This window comes from Pedobacter gandavensis (assembly GCF_032677645.1).
GTDB classification, from domain to species: Bacteria; Bacteroidota; Bacteroidia; order Sphingobacteriales; family Sphingobacteriaceae; genus Pedobacter; species Pedobacter gandavensis_A.
In genome coordinates this window covers 1-16,791 of record NZ_JAVTSB010000018.1, presented here as the reverse complement: position 1 = coordinate 16,791, position 16,791 = coordinate 1, and the positions used below count along the sequence as shown (strand labels likewise).

The 16,791-nt window shown below is 34.7% G+C and carries 16 protein-coding genes; 9 read left to right on the top strand and 7 right to left on the bottom strand.

Annotation, left to right across the window (positions count from 1 at the left end; all coding sequences use genetic code 11):
- Window positions 1-51: 51 nt before the first annotated feature.
- Together R2Q66_RS23735 and R2Q66_RS23730 are read right to left on the bottom strand one after the other, a co-directional pair.
- Entirely contained in the window at window positions 52-780 is a 729-nt protein-coding gene (locus R2Q66_RS23735) for an HNH endonuclease (RefSeq protein WP_316753926.1), read from the bottom strand.
- A gap of 35 nt (window positions 781-815) precedes the next feature.
- Window positions 816-1,061: a helix-turn-helix transcriptional regulator gene (locus tag R2Q66_RS23730; RefSeq protein ID WP_316753928.1), complete on the bottom strand. Its 246-nt coding sequence runs from the start codon at window positions 1,059-1,061 to the stop codon at window positions 816-818.
- 380 nt (window positions 1,062-1,441) lie between these two features.
- Here R2Q66_RS23730 and R2Q66_RS23725 point away from each other — a divergent pair, with 380 nt between their 5' ends.
- The 3 genes from R2Q66_RS23725 (at window position 1,442) to R2Q66_RS23715 (ending at window position 3,434) form a co-directional block, all read left to right on the top strand.
- Window positions 1,442-2,755 (top strand): hypothetical protein, encoded by a 1,314-nt coding sequence (locus R2Q66_RS23725; RefSeq protein ID WP_316753924.1) that lies wholly within the window; start codon window positions 1,442-1,444, stop codon window positions 2,753-2,755.
- Window positions 2,756-2,774: 19 nt separating this feature from the next.
- Complete coding sequence (locus tag R2Q66_RS23720) at window positions 2,775-3,053, top strand: hypothetical protein (protein WP_222537855.1); 279 nt, start codon at window positions 2,775-2,777, stop codon at window positions 3,051-3,053.
- Between the two features lie 108 nt (window positions 3,054-3,161).
- Window positions 3,162-3,434: a hypothetical protein gene (locus R2Q66_RS23715; protein ID WP_316753919.1), complete on the top strand. Its 273-nt coding sequence runs from the start codon at window positions 3,162-3,164 to the stop codon at window positions 3,432-3,434.
- Window positions 3,435-3,570: 136 nt separating this feature from the next.
- Here the strand turns inward: R2Q66_RS23715 and R2Q66_RS23710 are convergent, their stop codons facing one another.
- The 5 genes from R2Q66_RS23710 to R2Q66_RS23690 all read right to left on the bottom strand — a co-directional run bounded on the left by R2Q66_RS23710 (window position 3,571) and on the right by R2Q66_RS23690 (window position 6,788).
- Window positions 3,571-4,563, bottom strand: coding sequence for a DUF5712 family protein (locus R2Q66_RS23710; protein ID WP_316753917.1), 993 nt, complete (start codon window positions 4,561-4,563; stop codon window positions 3,571-3,573).
- Window positions 4,564-4,565: 2 nt separating this feature from the next.
- A complete protein-coding gene (locus R2Q66_RS23705) occupies window positions 4,566-5,138 on the bottom strand; it encodes a BfmA/BtgA family mobilization protein (RefSeq protein ID WP_316753915.1) in 573 nt (190 codons plus the stop codon).
- Window positions 5,139-5,359: 221 nt separating this feature from the next.
- Window positions 5,360-5,671: a hypothetical protein gene (locus R2Q66_RS23700; protein ID WP_316753913.1), complete on the bottom strand. Its 312-nt coding sequence runs from the start codon at window positions 5,669-5,671 to the stop codon at window positions 5,360-5,362.
- A complete protein-coding gene (locus R2Q66_RS23695) occupies window positions 5,668-5,934 on the bottom strand; it encodes a helix-turn-helix domain-containing protein (protein ID WP_316753911.1) in 267 nt (88 codons plus the stop codon). Before R2Q66_RS23695 ends, R2Q66_RS23700 begins: the two co-directional genes overlap by 4 nt.
- Before the next feature lie 101 nt (window positions 5,935-6,035).
- Window positions 6,036-6,788, bottom strand: coding sequence for a hypothetical protein (locus tag R2Q66_RS23690; protein WP_316753909.1), 753 nt, complete (start codon window positions 6,786-6,788; stop codon window positions 6,036-6,038).
- Window positions 6,789-7,163: 375 nt separating this feature from the next.
- Here R2Q66_RS23690 and R2Q66_RS23685 point away from each other — a divergent pair, with 375 nt between their 5' ends.
- From R2Q66_RS23685 to R2Q66_RS23660, 6 genes are all read left to right on the top strand, one after another.
- Window positions 7,164-8,207 carry a ComEC/Rec2 family competence protein gene (locus R2Q66_RS23685; protein ID WP_316753907.1) on the top strand — a complete coding sequence of 348 codons (1,044 nt, stop codon included), beginning with the start codon at window positions 7,164-7,166 and terminating at the stop codon, window positions 8,205-8,207.
- 5 nt (window positions 8,208-8,212) lie between these two features.
- Window positions 8,213-9,307, top strand: a complete 1,095-nt coding sequence (locus R2Q66_RS23680) for a hypothetical protein (RefSeq protein ID WP_316753905.1) — start codon at window positions 8,213-8,215, stop codon at window positions 9,305-9,307.
- On the top strand, window positions 9,300-9,755 hold the full coding sequence (locus R2Q66_RS23675) for a hypothetical protein (protein ID WP_316753903.1): 456 nt from the start codon (window positions 9,300-9,302) through the stop codon (window positions 9,753-9,755). The genes R2Q66_RS23680 and R2Q66_RS23675 overlap by 8 nt, the downstream gene beginning before the upstream one ends.
- A gap of 6 nt (window positions 9,756-9,761) precedes the next feature.
- Entirely contained in the window at window positions 9,762-11,876 is a 2,115-nt protein-coding gene (locus tag R2Q66_RS23670) for an AAA family ATPase (RefSeq protein WP_316753901.1), read from the top strand.
- Between the two features lie 84 nt (window positions 11,877-11,960).
- Window positions 11,961-12,668, top strand: coding sequence for a hypothetical protein (locus R2Q66_RS23665; RefSeq protein WP_316753899.1), 708 nt, complete (start codon window positions 11,961-11,963; stop codon window positions 12,666-12,668).
- A gap of 205 nt (window positions 12,669-12,873) precedes the next feature.
- On the top strand, window positions 12,874-15,855 hold the full coding sequence (locus R2Q66_RS23660; RefSeq protein WP_316753897.1) for an RNA-directed DNA polymerase: 2,982 nt from the start codon (window positions 12,874-12,876) through the stop codon (window positions 15,853-15,855).
- The last annotated feature ends 936 nt before the right edge of the window (window positions 15,856-16,791 follow it).

Below are 16,791 nucleotides of genomic sequence, written 5' to 3'. Positions count from 1 at the left end.
GATCGGAGATCATTTCCGCTTTTCTTTTTATTCAAACCCGATGAAATTATCTTATTCAAATTTATTCTCAATCTCAATTACCTTAGTTTTTAAAAGCTCATTAAATCCTATACCATCTGCACCATGTGTAATACGAGCATGACAATTGGGACATAAGGCTATAACATTTTTTGGAGAATCACTACCTCCTTTCCCTAATTCATCAATATGATGAACCTCTAGGTAAGGTTGTCCATTTCGCTTTAAGAATGGGGCTTCCTTATTACAACCTTCACAATTACCTTTTGCTCTTGAAAGTGCATAAGTTTTTATTAAATCTAGCCTATTGACTGTAGTACTGATAACATTTTTTTTATCAGGATTATTGGTAGCTACTCCATAAACTTTAATTCTAAACTCATTAAAACTAATCAAATTCACTTTCGACTTAAACTCTTCCTCAATGTATTTATAAGCTCGATCACTCGCTGTATTCAATTTTATTGGTATAAGCTGGCTTGTAGTTTTAAAGCTTTCCACTTTAATAATACTGGGTTCAGATGCGACTAGATAGTGTTGACCATGAGGTCGCATATTCATAGTTTTCTGTGCAACTTTTACATCTGCTGTAAATCTAGTACCTATAGGATTATCATCTCTTAAATGTCTAGGAAATTCAACTCGAATATCTTTATCGAAATACTCTAAAGGTCTCACCCTTGGGCGAGATGATTTCTCTCCAACAAACGTTTCTAATAATACCCCTTCAAATCTATCACCTATTATTAATGCTGTACCCATAAAATCATAGCTTATTGGTTATAAAAAATAAATGATTATTTCTTTTCTTTTAAATCAGAGAAATCGAAAAGCTCCATCGGATTAATTTTGAGAAACTTGGCATAAGTGGAAGCATGGCTAATACTGGTATTAACCTGCCCTAACTCTGTTCTGGCAATTTGGCTTTGCGATATATCCGTAAGCAAGGAAAATTGTTCCTGAGAAATCCCCTGCCCTTCACGGACTTGTTTTAACTTCTGTCCAAACTTCTTAATAAATTCTTCGTCTTTTAAATACTTCACCAAACAAATAGACAGTTATAAAGTAAATATATTAATAGCAAATTTGCTATTACAAGTTTTTGTTCTTACATTAGATTAACTAAAAAATGAACGAAGAAACTAAAAATTTGCAGTTCTAAAATCGGTGACAAGGAATTGCTTTACAAGCCTCGCAACTAAATCTGACAGTTTAACCCCGCGAGTCTAAGTTGAGCAACCAAAACCCTATATTTGCTATAGGGCTGGTGCTCGCTTATGTCTTTTGTGGGAACCTTTTCGAAAGAGAAGGTGGCTTTGTCAGAGCCTTGTTACACTAGATTAAGTGAGTTACCAGCCTTATTTTATTTCCGGCATCCCACTTACCTATGGCTTATTTAATGAGAAATTAAATAAGATCAAATATGGAAATGCAACAATTACTGCCTCAGGGCATCGACTTTTTTCATCTTCCGCTGGAAAAAGGGACTGTAATACTCAGTCTGGAAACTTTAAACCAACATTCTGCATTCAGGAGAACCAGAAAGCCATTTCTGTACATCAAACAAAGGAAAATCTCCTTTCAGAGCGAGATCCTCACTATTGGGATTACGCTTGGGGAGGAGAAAGAAGAAATGGTGTATCTACAGGTCAAACCAACTGAACTACTGGTCGGCTGTAGTGTAGACACCAGCGAAAGCTATCTCAGCCGTTATGCTTATTACGCCTTACAGGATTTAATGAACCATAGCGGAGAATGTGATTTTAAAGAGTTTTACTGGCCGGATTTCTTCCATCCCAAAACTGGTAAAAGCAAATATCTTAACGTCATCAACGACAGATGGGGAATGAACGTTGGGCTAAAAGCGCAATATTCTTATTTCTATAAACCGGAGTCCAAACTTTACTATCCGTTTAAAGATACCCTTTACCCTGCCCGCACAAAGAGATTCCCCATTACGCAGACCGATATTTCCACAAGCAATTGTGTGATCGGGTATTGTCTCGCCGACACCACTTTTGCTCCCTACCGTCCTAACCATTACCCTTTTCTGATCTCTTACCTTGGAAAAGTCGGCAAGAATAAAGAGACCATAAAAAGCTATTCCTATTTCATTAAAGATGCCGAACCTTCAGCAGAACCGCAGTACAGCCCTATCCAAACCCAACTCCATCCGCTACTGGTAAAAATGAAGGCGCTTGCTGAGATGCAAAACACACAATTCCGCCATACTAAGGCAGAAAAACAGGAAATCTACAATCAAAATATGGAAAGAAGAGATCAGCTTTTCTATTTATGGCAAGAGGCATATCCTATGCTTGAATCACAAGCCTACACCCATTACTTCATGACCTATGGCATGAAAAATCTGGAACCAAAACCATTTAAGAAGTACTTAATCCCCTGCGTATTTGCCAAAGAAATCCCTGAGATTTACTTTCAATGGCTGGATAAAGGTGATTACTATGAATTAAAGATGCGTTTTCGAATTGGGAATAAAACCTTAGTACCAGAGACAGAAAACCCTGTATTTTTTCTACGTGGCTTAAAAGAACCAATGAAACTTTATCTGCTGGGCACTTTGGCGGATTACCAACTCAGCGCATTTTTTGAAGCACGCCATTTCAGCATTTGCATACTTAAAAAACATTACAGTACGCAGTTTCAGGATTTCATCAGCCAACTGGAAAGCTTGTATGAATTTAAGAAAGCGACTACTAAAGAAATGTCCAATTAAAACCCATAAAACAATCACCATGCAAGAAATCCTAAGAAAGCTGGATTACCAGCCTGCACGTTTATCCGATGATGAACTGCAAAATCCTGAAAATTTACTCACTGAATTCTTCGACAATACCCCTATTCATGAATGCAGGGATCTGGTCTGGGAACTGTATAAAGGATGGACATACCATACCGCTGAATACGACAGCAATCAGACTATCGGTATGCTCTTGTTTTATACCCAGCTGATTGGTTTTTTAAACGCGTCCTTCATTCAGATAGAAAAACAACGGCTTGAAAGCACCAATTAAGCACAAAGGAAAGATCATTTTTTTCCCTGCATTTCTATAGCTTGATCTGCTAAAAATGGTCTGCTTCCAATATCCAATGATTATTAACCCATTTAAAAATCAAAGATCATGAACAAGCCAATCACCAAATATAGAATCAATGAGTACTTACACGCGCTAAACATATTGCAATACCGTAAAGCCATGATCCTGCTCCCAGAACTGCTGGGAATTTCCATGAATACCTTTCATAATTATCGGAGGATTCTAATAGAGGAAAGCAAGGATATTCCATACGAAAAAGTAGTACTTATGGAACAACTCTTTGAATTTGAACAAGGCACGCTGGCCTATCAGAATCCAACTTCTGGAAGTTTAAAAGCAATGCACCTTGATCAGTAGGCTTCCTTCATTTTTTAGTCCACTGTTTTTTTTCGTAAATCCCCCCGCAAAATTGTGTAAAGGCCAAAGCGGGCAGGGTATTTTGCAGGCCACTCCTTGAGCGTGGGGAAACGCTCCTGCAAAACACCTTGCCTGTTTAACGGCTTATTTGTAATTCCTGCTCCTGTTGTTGGCCTTTCTTTTTTTTCTTCTTTTTCGGTTTCACAGGTAATCCATCAGAACCGCCTCCTATTGCCACTCCTTGGGAAACAGGTGCCAGTAGGATTTTCATAAAATCTCCTGCTGTTTTTCCGACACTTTCCAACATGGTGGTGGTGCTTAAAAACGTGCCTTCGGCCACCGACTTGATCAGCTGTACCGCCAAATCTCGGGACTCGGTATTTACTGCAGATCCCTGTACCAAAGTACTTAACTGCATTCGTTGTTCGAAAGTCCCGTTCTTTTGAATTTTGGCGTAGGCAAATGTATCACCTAGCTTTCTGTCAAAATCAAAGAACTTATCAAAACAGGTTTCACCGGACTGTTTGAATTTCATCCGATCAAATTGCCCTAACTTTTTGGAATGTTCTACATTCTTTCCTCTGGAATTGTTCATCGGACTCAGCTTAATTTTATTACTGGCATCCTTCCTGCTGACGATTACCTGAACGTGCATCTGATCTCCTGCCTTCAGTTCTCCCCGCTTTTTGGTTCCCTCCTTGACTTCTTTGTCTTTGTAACTATAATACCTGTGGTTTTCCAGTTTGGCAAACCAGATCAAATCTTTACTACTGTTAATCCCTTCACGGTTGAAATTCCTGGCATATTCATCCATCACCTTTTTTGCATACGCTTTGAGCTGAGTTTTTGCACCCTCTGCCCCGAAACACGCTTTAAGATGGGCAATCTCCTTTTGGCTGGGACTGATATTGATTAGAAAAAACTTGGCATCAGTTTTACTGAGCTTGGCTATATTCTGATCAATCGTCCTGCGAGCTTCATAAGGCTCTATATCGGAATGCTTTTGGTTAAACCAGCGTTCAGGGTTTTCTAGTTCTAAGACCCTATTTTCCTTTTCCAGATAATGAACAAGTGTACCACTACTGCCTTTGTTATTAGCTGTACTGCTATCTGAGATATTTAGATACATAGCTATAATCCCCTAACTTGTGCCATCACCTTAGTGAGCAGCGCCTCTTTTTCCTTGCCGGAGAACATGAGCCCCAAAGCCTCCCTGGCTTTAACATAGTTTTCCAGAATAAGGGCAAACTCCTGTTTCAGCCTCTCCTTGGTATACAGTTTTACTTCTACCCTTGCGATCAGGGAATCAGTTTGGCTAAACTTCGCTATTTGCATTTGTTGCTGACTGAGCATCTCATTTTGATTCTGGAACAACTGTTCGTTTGATTTCAGTACCTGGGTATTAAAAAGATTCAGGATGTTCCTTTGACGCTCAGCCATCCGGTTTATTTCTACCCTTATAGGATCAAAATACTCCGACTCCTGCACTTTGATAAAGCCAATGTATTGTTGATGCTGTTTGAGCAGGGTATTCTTTAATAACTCATCATTAAAATCAGCAGGGTCTTTCTTATTCCGGTAGAAGTATTCTACCATCTGAATGAACAGACGTCTTTTAGCTCTCCCTAATTTCAGGGCAATCTTGTCAAATTTCAGGTCTACCGCTAGTGAGTATTTCACCGTTCTGAATTGTTCTTCTTGCATCTTGTTTTGATTTAAAAGCGTGCAGTGTTATATTCATTTAACATCTGCACCCTAGTGAACATTCCTTTTTCTGCCCCCTTGATACCTGCCGGAGGCCAAAGAATCCTCGGAGGATTCTTACAAGCCCGTTTGCAACGCATACGAGCATAGAATAGGGCTACTGCCCAATTCCTGCTTGCTCCTTTTCCTGAAAGAGGAAAAGGACCTGACCTGTATGGAGCCTAACCATCCGCGCCTGCATCATTGTCATTTAACAATGTGACCTGACTACCCAGCTTGGGATGATAGGAAGGTTCGTAATCAAGGAAGCCTTCGCTCACAAAATCACCCATGCACTTGTGGTATGTAGCAAATGAATGGATCGCTGAATGTTTCATCAGTTTGCTTCTGGATATCCTGAAAGGATTTTGACACAGTCCCTGCGCATAACACATCAGTATAGCTGAATAAAGGCTTAAATGTGATTGATGGAAGCGTTTATGCTTACTAGCTAGTTTTAAAAAACTGCTGAGTCGGTTTCCTGTATCCATCATGAGTTCCCGATTTCACCTAACAACTGGACAATATCAGAATAGGCATAGTAAAAGATACCCCCTATCTTTTCATAAGGCAGGATGCCTTTGATCCGAAGGTTTTGTAGTGTACCGGATGAAATCTTTAATAGTGTCCTGACTTCTGAACTTCGAAGCCATTGTTTGACTGGCGCATCATCTGATTTGATGGCTTGTTTAATCTCCTGAATAAGTTCGGACTTGAACTGTAGCAATTCTTCCTTGCTGAGAATTTCGATCTGCATGTTACCTCCTTTTTAAGTTTACAAGGCAAATGTGGAGCATTAGACACCCCAAACCATGACCACCCGATCGTTCTGGTCATATGCAAATCTTAAACCGGTTGTTATTTTTTCGTTTCTTTTACAGGGACAATCTTGAAAATCTTATGTTCTGATTGAATGGAAGTCCCTTTTACAGGAATATCACCTTTTTTGACCACATAATAATTCCGCAAAGTTTCAACGGGTATATCATTACCCGCATGAGTAAAATACTTGCTAATCATTCTAGGGTAAGCAACTTGATGATCATATTTTAGCAGGTTTCCACCTGAAGGCACTTCCAATTTTTCTATTTGTTTGAACAAATCAATCACCGTAGGCAGATAACCTTGTTTTATCCAGATCTTTTGAGATATCTCATAGCCCTTCACGCTATCCCAACGAGCCTGAAGCTCCTCAATTTCCTGCTTTTGTTTCTGAATGACCGCTTCCTTTTCCGCAATTATGATATGCGATGGCCTTGCACTCCATTTATCTATACTATTCAGGTACTTCTGGAACCGTTGTAATTTTCCACTCCACAATATATATCGGTCATGTGAAGCCGAGTAAGGATCTTTGGCTTTTAAGTTCCTGATCCTATCATCAACGACCTCCCATACCTTAATAAAGAACGCTTCTTCGTTGTATCTTCCCTTCCCTAGAGCATATGCAATATGGTATTGATAAAATATTTCAAATTTATCATCATTCAGAACATAAATCTTTTTTAAAAAGTGATTATCCTCATACTTATGCCAAAACCCAAATGGATTACCAACATCATATGGATGGGGTGAAAAATCAAAAGCTTTACAAGGTTTAAAGAAATTCATATATTTTGAACTAAATTAATCTAAAACAACACTATACCACCAATTAACCAACGAACAACAAATATTCAAAACAAAAAACATCCTAACAAAACTTACATAATTCAACCATAAATATGAAACACCTATTTAAAAGAAGGTTATTATGTAATAATAATCAATTAACTAATAAATTAAATGCTAAATAAATCAATTATTTCTATTACTTTTCATTATTAGTCAATTATCACTCCATTAAACATTTCATTATATTTAAAAAAAATTAACACTCATATGTATTTAACGACCTCTTACCAACATAATTTAGGCATATCATTCCGCGACGAACTCTCCAAACTAGGACTTGTTTCCATTAAAATAAGCGGAGAGTATTAAAGCATGAAAAGATTTGTAACTGAATTTTTTGTTCTACCAGCTTATCATGGCGATTGCATCCTGATCAAAACTTTTGACCCTGACAATAATGAATTTATAATTCTAATAGATGGTGGAACATCACAAACATTTAAATACTCATTAAAAAAGGAGCTAGAGGATATTTCTTATATAAATATTTTGATTTTAACCCACATAGATTCAGATCATATTGCAGGTTTAATAGCCTTTTTTAATAGCACTTTAATAAATGAAATAAGAATTGATGAAATTTGGTTAAATAATCCTGACATGATTGAAATAGATACAGGAAATTTAATTAGTGTGAAACAAGGAGATACATTAAAAACTTTGATTTCTCAAAAATCACCAAATTCAATCTTGCGAGGTATTTCAACCGAAGATGGCGAAATAGACAAATGTGGCATTAACTTTCTTATCCTATCACCAACTCCGAACATCTTAAATACATTATACGAAAGCTGGAAATCACAAAGCCCTGAAAGTTTACTTCAAAACAATATTGGAATTTCATCAGTAAATGATGATTACACAAAATCTTTGGTAGAACTTAGTCAAATCCCTTTTATTACAGACAAAGGATTAAATAATGATATTTTTAATGCTTCATCTATAGCATTTATGCTTAAATGCCCCGACGTTTCAATTTTACTACTGGCGGATGCAAGACCTGAAATAATAGAGGAAAGCCTAATTTACTATGGATTTAACGAACAAAAACCCATAGTCGCCGATTATGTTAAAATTTCTCATCATGGAAGTTTAAATAACACTTCTCAGGCTATGTTAAGTTTAATAAAGAGTGATAACTTCATTATTTCTACAAATGGCGGTACAGCTAACCATCGACACCCTTCTAGGGAAACCATAGGTAGGATTGTTCACAATTCTAATCGATCCGATCAAAAATTGAATATTTACTTTAATTACAATATTGATGATTTAAGGTACAGAATCGGAGATTTCATCATTGATGCTGATCTAACGAATGGTAACTGGGATGCTGAACATCGCAATAATTTTTAAAGACTATGGCAAATAACATAACAGATAAATATTGTGTAAGAATTAAATGCAATGGTATAGTCGGAAGTGGTGTCTTATTCTCAAATGAAGAAACGTTCTATGTACTAACCGCTGCACATTGCTTCGGAGCTACCATACCTGACATTAACAACATCATCATTGAAAAACAAGACGACTACGCGTCTCCATTTAATAACATAAAGAGTACCAGAATAGTGGAATTTAACTTAGAACATGATTTCGCTCTAATTGAAATAGATTTTGCAGAGGAAAAACGACTACTTTACCAATACAAATTAGGACGAGGGGTATTATCCAACAATGAAGTTAAATTCTGCGGTTATCAAGCAGTAAATATTGACCAGCATAGACCATTTGAAGGTAAGATACTTTCTATAAGTGACGATAAAGGAAAATTTAAAGTGACATTGGTAAAAGACACTTTTGATCAAGCTGGAGAAAGTGGGCACACCGTTGCAAAAGGCCTCTCCGGTAGTGGAGTATTCATTTATAGACATAATTCACCTTTTCTAATTGGAATCCTAAATTCAGTATTTACAAACAAAGCATGGAACGATGATATTGATTGCTGTTCAATAAAACATTTAGAAAAATATATCACCGAATATGTTGATTTATCTGATTTTGAGAATTTAAAAAAATGGAATGAGAACCTAGAAATAGAAAGGACTGGAAAGGAAATTGAAAATTTCAAGAAGGAAAACAATGGTTTCTTCGAAAAGTTATATGGGAAGAATAAAGTTTTATATCCAGATATTGAACAAGCCAATAAAGTTACTACAAAACAGATTCGAAAATTCTTAGCCATGAGGGAAAATATTAGAACGATAGAGGATGAATACCCTATGTTATACTCTAAATTTAAAACCATTGTAAAGAGGTATGTTGATCAAGTAGAAGATGATTATTCGAGGAGTGTAAATGAAAGTAAAGAAGCCATTGACATAAAAATGCGCTTGCAAACTGAATTAAAAGAAGAGTTTAAAGTTTTACCTGAATTTACAAATATTGATTTATCCGAGTTTCAAATAATTGAATGGCTAGGAATATGCACTTTAAACTTTACCCTAAATGATTAATATCATAATAGATGAGAAACCCATTTCGGTTTCAATAAGGTATAATGGCTATTACAAAGTAGTTTTATTGCTGGCTATAATTAATTATTGTGGTCATGGGAAGAAGGCGACTTTGGAACTTATCCATATCGTCTTTTGGAGCCTACGTAATGATATAAATTATAGTGTTTTATATGAACTATCAAAACAAGTCAGAAAAAATTTAGTCCCTTGGACATTTGAACATGGAATTGATGAGGTATTGGCACTTGGTTTTATAAACGGTTACATAGAACGAGTTTTAGTTACTGATACCTTGGAAATAAAGATAACGGAAAAAGGAAGAGGTATAGTTAATTCTATAAATCAGTTTGAACTGTTCCAAGGTGAAATTAAAAAAATTAAGGACTTAGGAATCATTCCTAAGTCTAGGCTAAGTTCTGCAAATAAAAAATGGACTTTAATTTAGTTAAATATGTTTAAAATTAACAAACTAAGGGTAGAAATCCTGACTGACAAGAGTGAAAATATAAATGATCTATATGGATTCGAGTTTTCTTTTAATCAGGGCTTCAATATTATTGCTGGGCCTAACTCAAGGGGGAAAACAACAATTAACTCCTGCATCTATTATGCACTAGGAATGGAAGAACTCTTAGGTGCACACAATGAGAAAGCGTTGGACAAAGCTTTAAAAGAAGAGTTTTCAATACATACACATGAAGAAGTCAATTACAAAGTTCAGTTTTCCAAGGTTCTTCTTGAAATCGAAAATGATCAAAAAAAAATTAGTTGCCTAGAAAGATATATTAAAGTAAATAATGATGGGTCTAAGACAACTAATATTGGCGTTTATCATTCAACTCTAGAAAATCTTTATGTAGAAAAAAATACAAATACAGCTCATGAGATTTATTTTTTAAATTCTCGTGGAAACAATGATGATCCAAATGGCTTTTATTCATGGCTTGGTGATTTTGCCGGACTTGTTATTCCATCAGTAAGTAATAGTTCTCGAAGTAGTAAATACAGTCCGTTATATCTGCAAATTGTTTTTTCAGCATTATTTATCGAACAAACTAAAGGATGGTCAGAGTTTTTTGCAACGATGCCTTTCTTTGGTGTAACAAAAGCAAAAGAGAAAATTATTGAATTTCTTCTTGATCTTAATGAAATAAGTCTTTCAACCCAAAAAGACATACTAAACAGAGATAAGGATCTAATTTTAGAGCAATGGACAAGAAAGGTCAAGTCGTTTTCCTACTTGGAAAAACAATCAAATTCAACAATTATCAACATCCCTCAAGCATTAACTATTGATAAAACACAAATAGAAAAGATAAGTGTAGTGTTTTCAAGATCTGAAGAAGAAGAAGAAAAAATTTCACTACCAGATATTATAACTGAAAAGGAAATTCTAGTAAGGGAGTTGGAGAACAAACCATTAACAACAATCAAAGAAAATAGAGAGGAAGCCATATTAGAATACAATACCCAGAAAAACAAATATTCTGAGCTAAAAAATTATGTGGATAAATTTGAAAACAAACTAAATATTGAATTTAAACAGCTCGACAACCTCAATACTCAGCTAAACATCATTAATTCAGAAATAAAGGACCACCTTAATCTTAAAAAGGTTTTTAGTGAGAATATCATTAATGAAAGAGGAGCGAATCACTGTCCAACATGCTCTCAAGAAGTTTCAACTAATTTAATATCGACAAAAAACATTAGAATACCACAATTAACACTGGATGAGAATACCAACTTTTTGAGAAGTCAGAAAAAACTAATTGAATCATCCCTATTAAGCCTCAAATCAACAATAAATGAAAAGGAAGTTCTTTTAAGCTATTTTCAGAATAGTATCCGAGAAAAAGAAATACTAATTAAATCTATCTCGAAAGATTTAATTTCGGATGACAGAGCTTTTTCTGAATCAGATATTGTAAGAAAACTACAACTTGAAAGAGAAATTGAAAATCTAACTAATTTGAGAATATCAGTAGCAGATTTGAAATCTGATTTAGAGAATTTAGCTACGAAATATCATAATAACACCATCAAGATTAATAATCTAGGTGAATCCGAAAAAGAGGATGAAAAAATATTAGAAGACTTCGAAAAGTCATATAAAGATTTATTATTCAATTTTGGTTACGAGAGTAACGAAAAATTTAAGATATCAATTAATCGAAAAGAGCCTTTTAAATACTTTCCGGTTTATAAGAGATTTAAAGACGACACCCTACCTCAATCTATTCGCATAAATTCATCCGCATCAGATTTCGTTCGGAACATATGGGCCTATACATTATCATTACTCATCAGAGGAAACAATCATCCTGGGCTGGTGCTGTTTGATGAACCTGGGCAACATCGGACTAATTTGAATAGCTTGAAAGAACTTTTCAAATCTTGTTCCCATATAACTGATAGGCAGACTATAATTTTCACTTCAATTGATAAGCAGTTCAATGATGAAGGTGAGAAACTTGATTTAGAGATATTAATTAATGGATTAAATAAGTCCAACTATAATCTCATCCAACTAGATAATGTACAGAAGGTAATTAGGAAGCTATAAAAGCTTGAATTACTTAATATAAACAACCAATATCCTGCTTACACTACTTGTAGTATTTGTTTAATAAAAGTATTTTTTTCAACAATGAACATCGAAGAATTAATAGAGTCCTGTGGTGAAGAAACAGATCAGAAACGTATGACTATGCGCACCCTTTACGAAGAAGCATGGAAACCATGGCTAGATGATTATTCTCAAAATGAATCAAAAGAATCTCGCGTTATAGAGCTAAAACGCCTTGAACTAACCGGTGATGACGGTTTCTTTATATGGTCTTATACCGGTAGTAGTTCGGGTTGGCTAAACTCCGATAAACGCAATGGGTATGATTACTCTTCAAAATGTAAAGAAAAATTTGCAACAAGCCTAACAAAAGCATTGCAAAAAATCAACCCATTTTTAGGAAAAGTTTATAGATGGGAAGAAGCAGACGATGAGCTTAAAAAATTCAACTGGTTTAAGGATAACATTGGCTTAAATATTATTGTTCCTTATTTCTTATCAACATCAAAAGACGACTGCACGAATGACCCCATGATTTGGGAAATCGAAACGATTGCTAATGGTAACGGCAGAGATATCTCCGCTATATCAAATGCACTAGAGGAACAAGAGATTCTTTTCCTACCTAATTCCAAATTTACTATAACCGGTGTTGGAAAAGATAATAGGACAATATATTTCCAAGAGCTAGCTGGTGAAGCGCCAACCGATTTTGAACTTTCTAAGATTTATTACCACAAACCAGAAGATGTCGACCCTAAAATGATTGAACCAGGAATGTTTGATTAACTACTATTCTAATACATACCCAAGAGTATTTAAACCTGTTAAACAAAAAAAACGACTCAAATTCATTCTAGACAAAATATCATCACACATCCCAGAATAAGCTAAATAATCTATAATAAAGTTCCACTGGCATAAATTTTCGACCTACTACAGCTTTCATTAACATTAATGAAAGACAAATCATCCATGCAAAAATCTAAATTGAATGAACCTAACACTAAACGACCTTATAATTGCATACAAAAAAGCAAAATCTGAAGTATTCCATGAAAAACTGCAAGTTTCAATTCTAGGTTTTCAAAGATACGAAAGACAGCTAATCAAAAATCTAAGTGAACTACTTGCTAAATTAAATGATGAAGATATAAATTTTGTAAGTACAGGTGATTTCAACGAGGATACAAGCTATTATCCTATCATTAAAAGAATCCATTTTAAAGAGGCAAAAAGTGAAGATGAAAATGTTTATTATTCAAACTTCAAAAGCAAATGGGAGAATAAAAAACAAAGAATTGGTAATTTAGATTTCAGAATAATAAGTAATTTAAATGTGAATTTCCATATCATATCATCACTATGGATAGATAAGGTAGCGTATTTATTTGAAACCCAATTATCTCCTAATAGCTACGGAAGTAGGTTAAATACAATAAATGAATCGTTCAATTCTCCATCAAATCATTTTAAAACCTATATCCATGATTATCGAAAATGGCAAAAAAATGGACTTGACACTATTAAAAGCAAGCTAGATCAGTCGAAAGACATAATCGCAGTAACCGCGGATATTAAGTCCTTTTATCACCACATAGACATAACGTTTCTATCAAGCAATAAATTTTTCGAGCAATTTCTTAGAGGGAGTATCTTATCAAGTTCTCAAAAACACCTAAATAGCCTATTAATAAAAGCCATTAAGTATTGGTCTGAAAAAACTTATGCTAACCTTAGCATTGCCACCGCTAAAGACTTTGAAAAACAAAAACATGTTGGCATACCAATTGGGCTGGCAGCCTCTAAGGTAATTGCAAACCTTGTATTAAAAGAATTTGATGATTCAATAGAGCAGGAACTAGTGCCTCTATACTATGGAAGGTATGTAGATGACATATTTTTAGTATTAAATAGTAATCCTAGAATAACGAATAGAAATTCATTTTGGAATTTCCTTAGCGACCGTATTAAAAAACTTGTCAAAGATCCAGAAGGTTCTGAAAACTACCAATTCAAAATGAATTACGCAGCTAAAACCACCATTTTATTTAATAGAGACAAAGAGCGTTTCTTTTTTTTGGATAAAGACTGTGGTATGTCTATCGTAAATGAGATTGAAAAGGAATTGAACGAAAACTCAAGTGAATGGAGGCTTCTACCCGATTCTGATCATGATTTAGATAAATTCTCAGATGAAATTCTCCACGCCTCATCTGATGTAACCGAGAATGTAAATAGTTTAAGAAAATCAGATGGCATAAGTATTCAAAGATTGAAATTCGCCCTTTTTGTACGGAATGCAGAAGAATCGATTTTAAGTCATCCTTATTATTTTTGGAAAGACGGAATACAAGATCTATTTAAAATAACCTCTCATTTTATAATCGATCCAGAAGTATTACCAAATTATCTTCAATACATTGTAAAAGTCTTTCGATTATCCATATATAACTGTGACTTTAAAAATTTCAAAAAACTATGGAAATCACTAATGGAGTCCATAGATTATTTGAAGTTCGATGTATTTCATGATCAAGTTGATGAAATAGAGTTATATGAAAGTTATTTAAAAAAAACCATTGAGGTGGCAATCTATAGTGGTGGAAGCTTGTTATTTAACCAAACTAAGGTAGACACCTTCATTAAAAACTGCGAAGAGCTAACAAAACTGAAATATAATCCAGCAACAGTATTGGACTTTTTCATTAGTGATTTGCATCTTGTTCCATTAAAAGGGATTTTTGATAAACAACAGAGTTCACTATTGGTGTTATTTAAATCATTACTTAATACCGAAGCAATCAAAGATTACATAATAGACTACAAAAATAACGAGTCTTTTCTTGAACAGCCAACTATACATGAAAAGATCCCTTCAATCCATCAAATATTTATCAACTTTATCTATGAAAGAGAACTAGTTAGCACAATACCTATAGCAATATTTTTTCCTACTCGAAGAATGAATTACTTAGAAATAACTAGATTTCTGGACAACTGGATGTTCAAACAGAACCCTTTATATTTAAGCTTTTTACGTCTGTATAGCCTAAAAGAACTTTCAATTCCATTTTCAGAAGATGGTGATTATAAACATCTTTTCATAAACAATTATCCCTCAAAAAGTGACCCTGTAATAGCAATCACAAGCTATGAAGTAGCTGATGAAAGTTGGAATGCTATAGTTTTGGGTAGAACGGAGCCAGACCTTACACGAATAAATAGACTATACGACTTGATTAATGGGATCTTAACTACTAAAAACCAAAAAATTGACTTTATAGTTCTACCGGAACTTTCGGTGCCACAGTTCGCTATAAATAGCATCAGCAAACAAATAAAAGGAAGTGGTATAACTCTGATTTCAGGAGTTGATTACTTGATAAACAGACATGATTCAACTGTACAAAACCAAATGATATATGTATTACCGATAACACAATTTGGTCAAACACACCAAGTACAAATTATTCAGGAAAAATTAGTACCAGCTATACACGAAGGAAGAGATTTAAGTAGAATTGGAGGGTTAAAACTTATACCTCAAAATCTATTTAAGTATATAATAACAATCAATGGATTTACGTTTTCAAGCCTAATCTGCAACGATTTTTTAGATATTGATAACAGGCAAAAACTCCGTGGAAAAATTGACGGCCTATTTCTAATCGAATGGAATAAGGACATTGAAACTTATAACTCTTTGGTTGAGTCAACCGCTAACGATTTACATTCTTTTATAATTCAAGTAAATAATCGATTGTATGGTGATACCAGAATTAGAGCCCCTTTCAAAGACAACTACAAAAGGGATGTTGCAAGAATTAGAGGTGGAAATATTGACTATTTTGTAGTTTCAGCAATTCAAGTAAAATTATTAAGAGAGTTTCAGATGAATAATATCTCTCCTGATCAAAATTTCAAACCAGTTCCAACAGGGTTCAAAATGTGCGAAAAACGTAAGCTAAAATAATTCTAATTCCATAGCCAACATAGATAATAATTGGAAAAACAAGGTTGTATGACCAATTTAAGGAAATGAAATACTGTTTCATAGAGCCTAGAAAATTCATCAATTAGATTTAATGATAGCAGTCTTCAACTAGATTAGCTTAGTTCAAAATTAATATGTAAATTAGTCTCATAGCATTTGCAACTACAAAAGAAACAAGATCGGTGAGTGATTCGGTGAGTCAATAATCACAAACCATCCAGACACCATATTAAAGCGGTTTTTTAACCGTGGGTACAATTCCCCCACTCTCCGCTAGTATTCATTCAAAATACACAAAATGGCTTTAAACGTATGTTTAAGGCCATTTTTGTTTTTGGGAAAAATCAACATTCAGCCAGATCCGGTACCCCATAAGGTGCCCCATTCTATCGCTCCGGGCTGGGGCACCAGAAACCACACAAAACACTGACTCACAATACAAAAAAAACACAAACACCCTCTTAAAAGAGATCAGGAAAAGAACTGGATTTATACTTAAATCGATTGCGATGAACAAGAAATCAGGTCTGAAATATAGATTTCGGCCAATACGGTTTCTTAAGTAACTGGTGAGTCATTCGGTGAGTAGTTACCCCTCTTCTAAAGCACTCACCGAATAACAATCATTCAACTGATACACAAATAGTTATAAAGATTAAAAACCTTAGAAACAGTACCCTGAAAGCTCACTTTGTTTAGGTTTTAGGGACATCTTTTATAAAAACTAATTGCGGCTGTGTTGAGTAAAAAATATCCACACAACTTTTTGCAAAACACTGGATACAAAAACAGGGAAAGATATCGCCTTGTTAAAGAAGGTTTATTCTGATTTAATTTAGCGATCATACAATATAAAAGGGCTGTGAGCGTCTATATATATGAGAGCGTTAATTTAAAGCGGGAATGATCGGAGGA

Coding starts and splice junctions, on each gene's coding strand:
- R2Q66_RS23675 (WP_316753903.1), top strand. CDS start 9,300: ATGATTAATATCATAATAGATGAGAAACCCATTTCGGTTTCAATAAGG.
- R2Q66_RS23700 (WP_316753913.1), bottom strand. CDS start 5,671: ATGATGGATACAGGAAACCGACTCAGCAGTTTTTTAAAACTAGCTAGT.
- R2Q66_RS23685 (WP_316753907.1), top strand. CDS start 7,164: ATGAAAAGATTTGTAACTGAATTTTTTGTTCTACCAGCTTATCATGGC.
- R2Q66_RS23660 (WP_316753897.1), top strand. CDS start 12,874: ATGAACCTAACACTAAACGACCTTATAATTGCATACAAAAAAGCAAAA.
- R2Q66_RS23715 (WP_316753919.1), top strand. CDS start 3,162: ATGAACAAGCCAATCACCAAATATAGAATCAATGAGTACTTACACGCG.
- R2Q66_RS23705 (WP_316753915.1), bottom strand. CDS start 5,138: ATGCAAGAAGAACAATTCAGAACGGTGAAATACTCACTAGCGGTAGAC.
- R2Q66_RS23710 (WP_316753917.1), bottom strand. CDS start 4,563: ATGTATCTAAATATCTCAGATAGCAGTACAGCTAATAACAAAGGCAGT.
- R2Q66_RS23735 (WP_316753926.1), bottom strand. CDS start 780: ATGGGTACAGCATTAATAATAGGTGATAGATTTGAAGGGGTATTATTA.
- R2Q66_RS23680 (WP_316753905.1), top strand. CDS start 8,213: ATGGCAAATAACATAACAGATAAATATTGTGTAAGAATTAAATGCAAT.
- R2Q66_RS23665 (WP_316753899.1), top strand. CDS start 11,961: ATGAACATCGAAGAATTAATAGAGTCCTGTGGTGAAGAAACAGATCAG.
- R2Q66_RS23695 (WP_316753911.1), bottom strand. CDS start 5,934: ATGCAGATCGAAATTCTCAGCAAGGAAGAATTGCTACAGTTCAAGTCC.
- R2Q66_RS23670 (WP_316753901.1), top strand. CDS start 9,762: ATGTTTAAAATTAACAAACTAAGGGTAGAAATCCTGACTGACAAGAGT.
- R2Q66_RS23690 (WP_316753909.1), bottom strand. CDS start 6,788: ATGAATTTCTTTAAACCTTGTAAAGCTTTTGATTTTTCACCCCATCCA.
- R2Q66_RS23725 (WP_316753924.1), top strand. CDS start 1,442: ATGGAAATGCAACAATTACTGCCTCAGGGCATCGACTTTTTTCATCTT.
- R2Q66_RS23720 (WP_222537855.1), top strand. CDS start 2,775: ATGCAAGAAATCCTAAGAAAGCTGGATTACCAGCCTGCACGTTTATCC.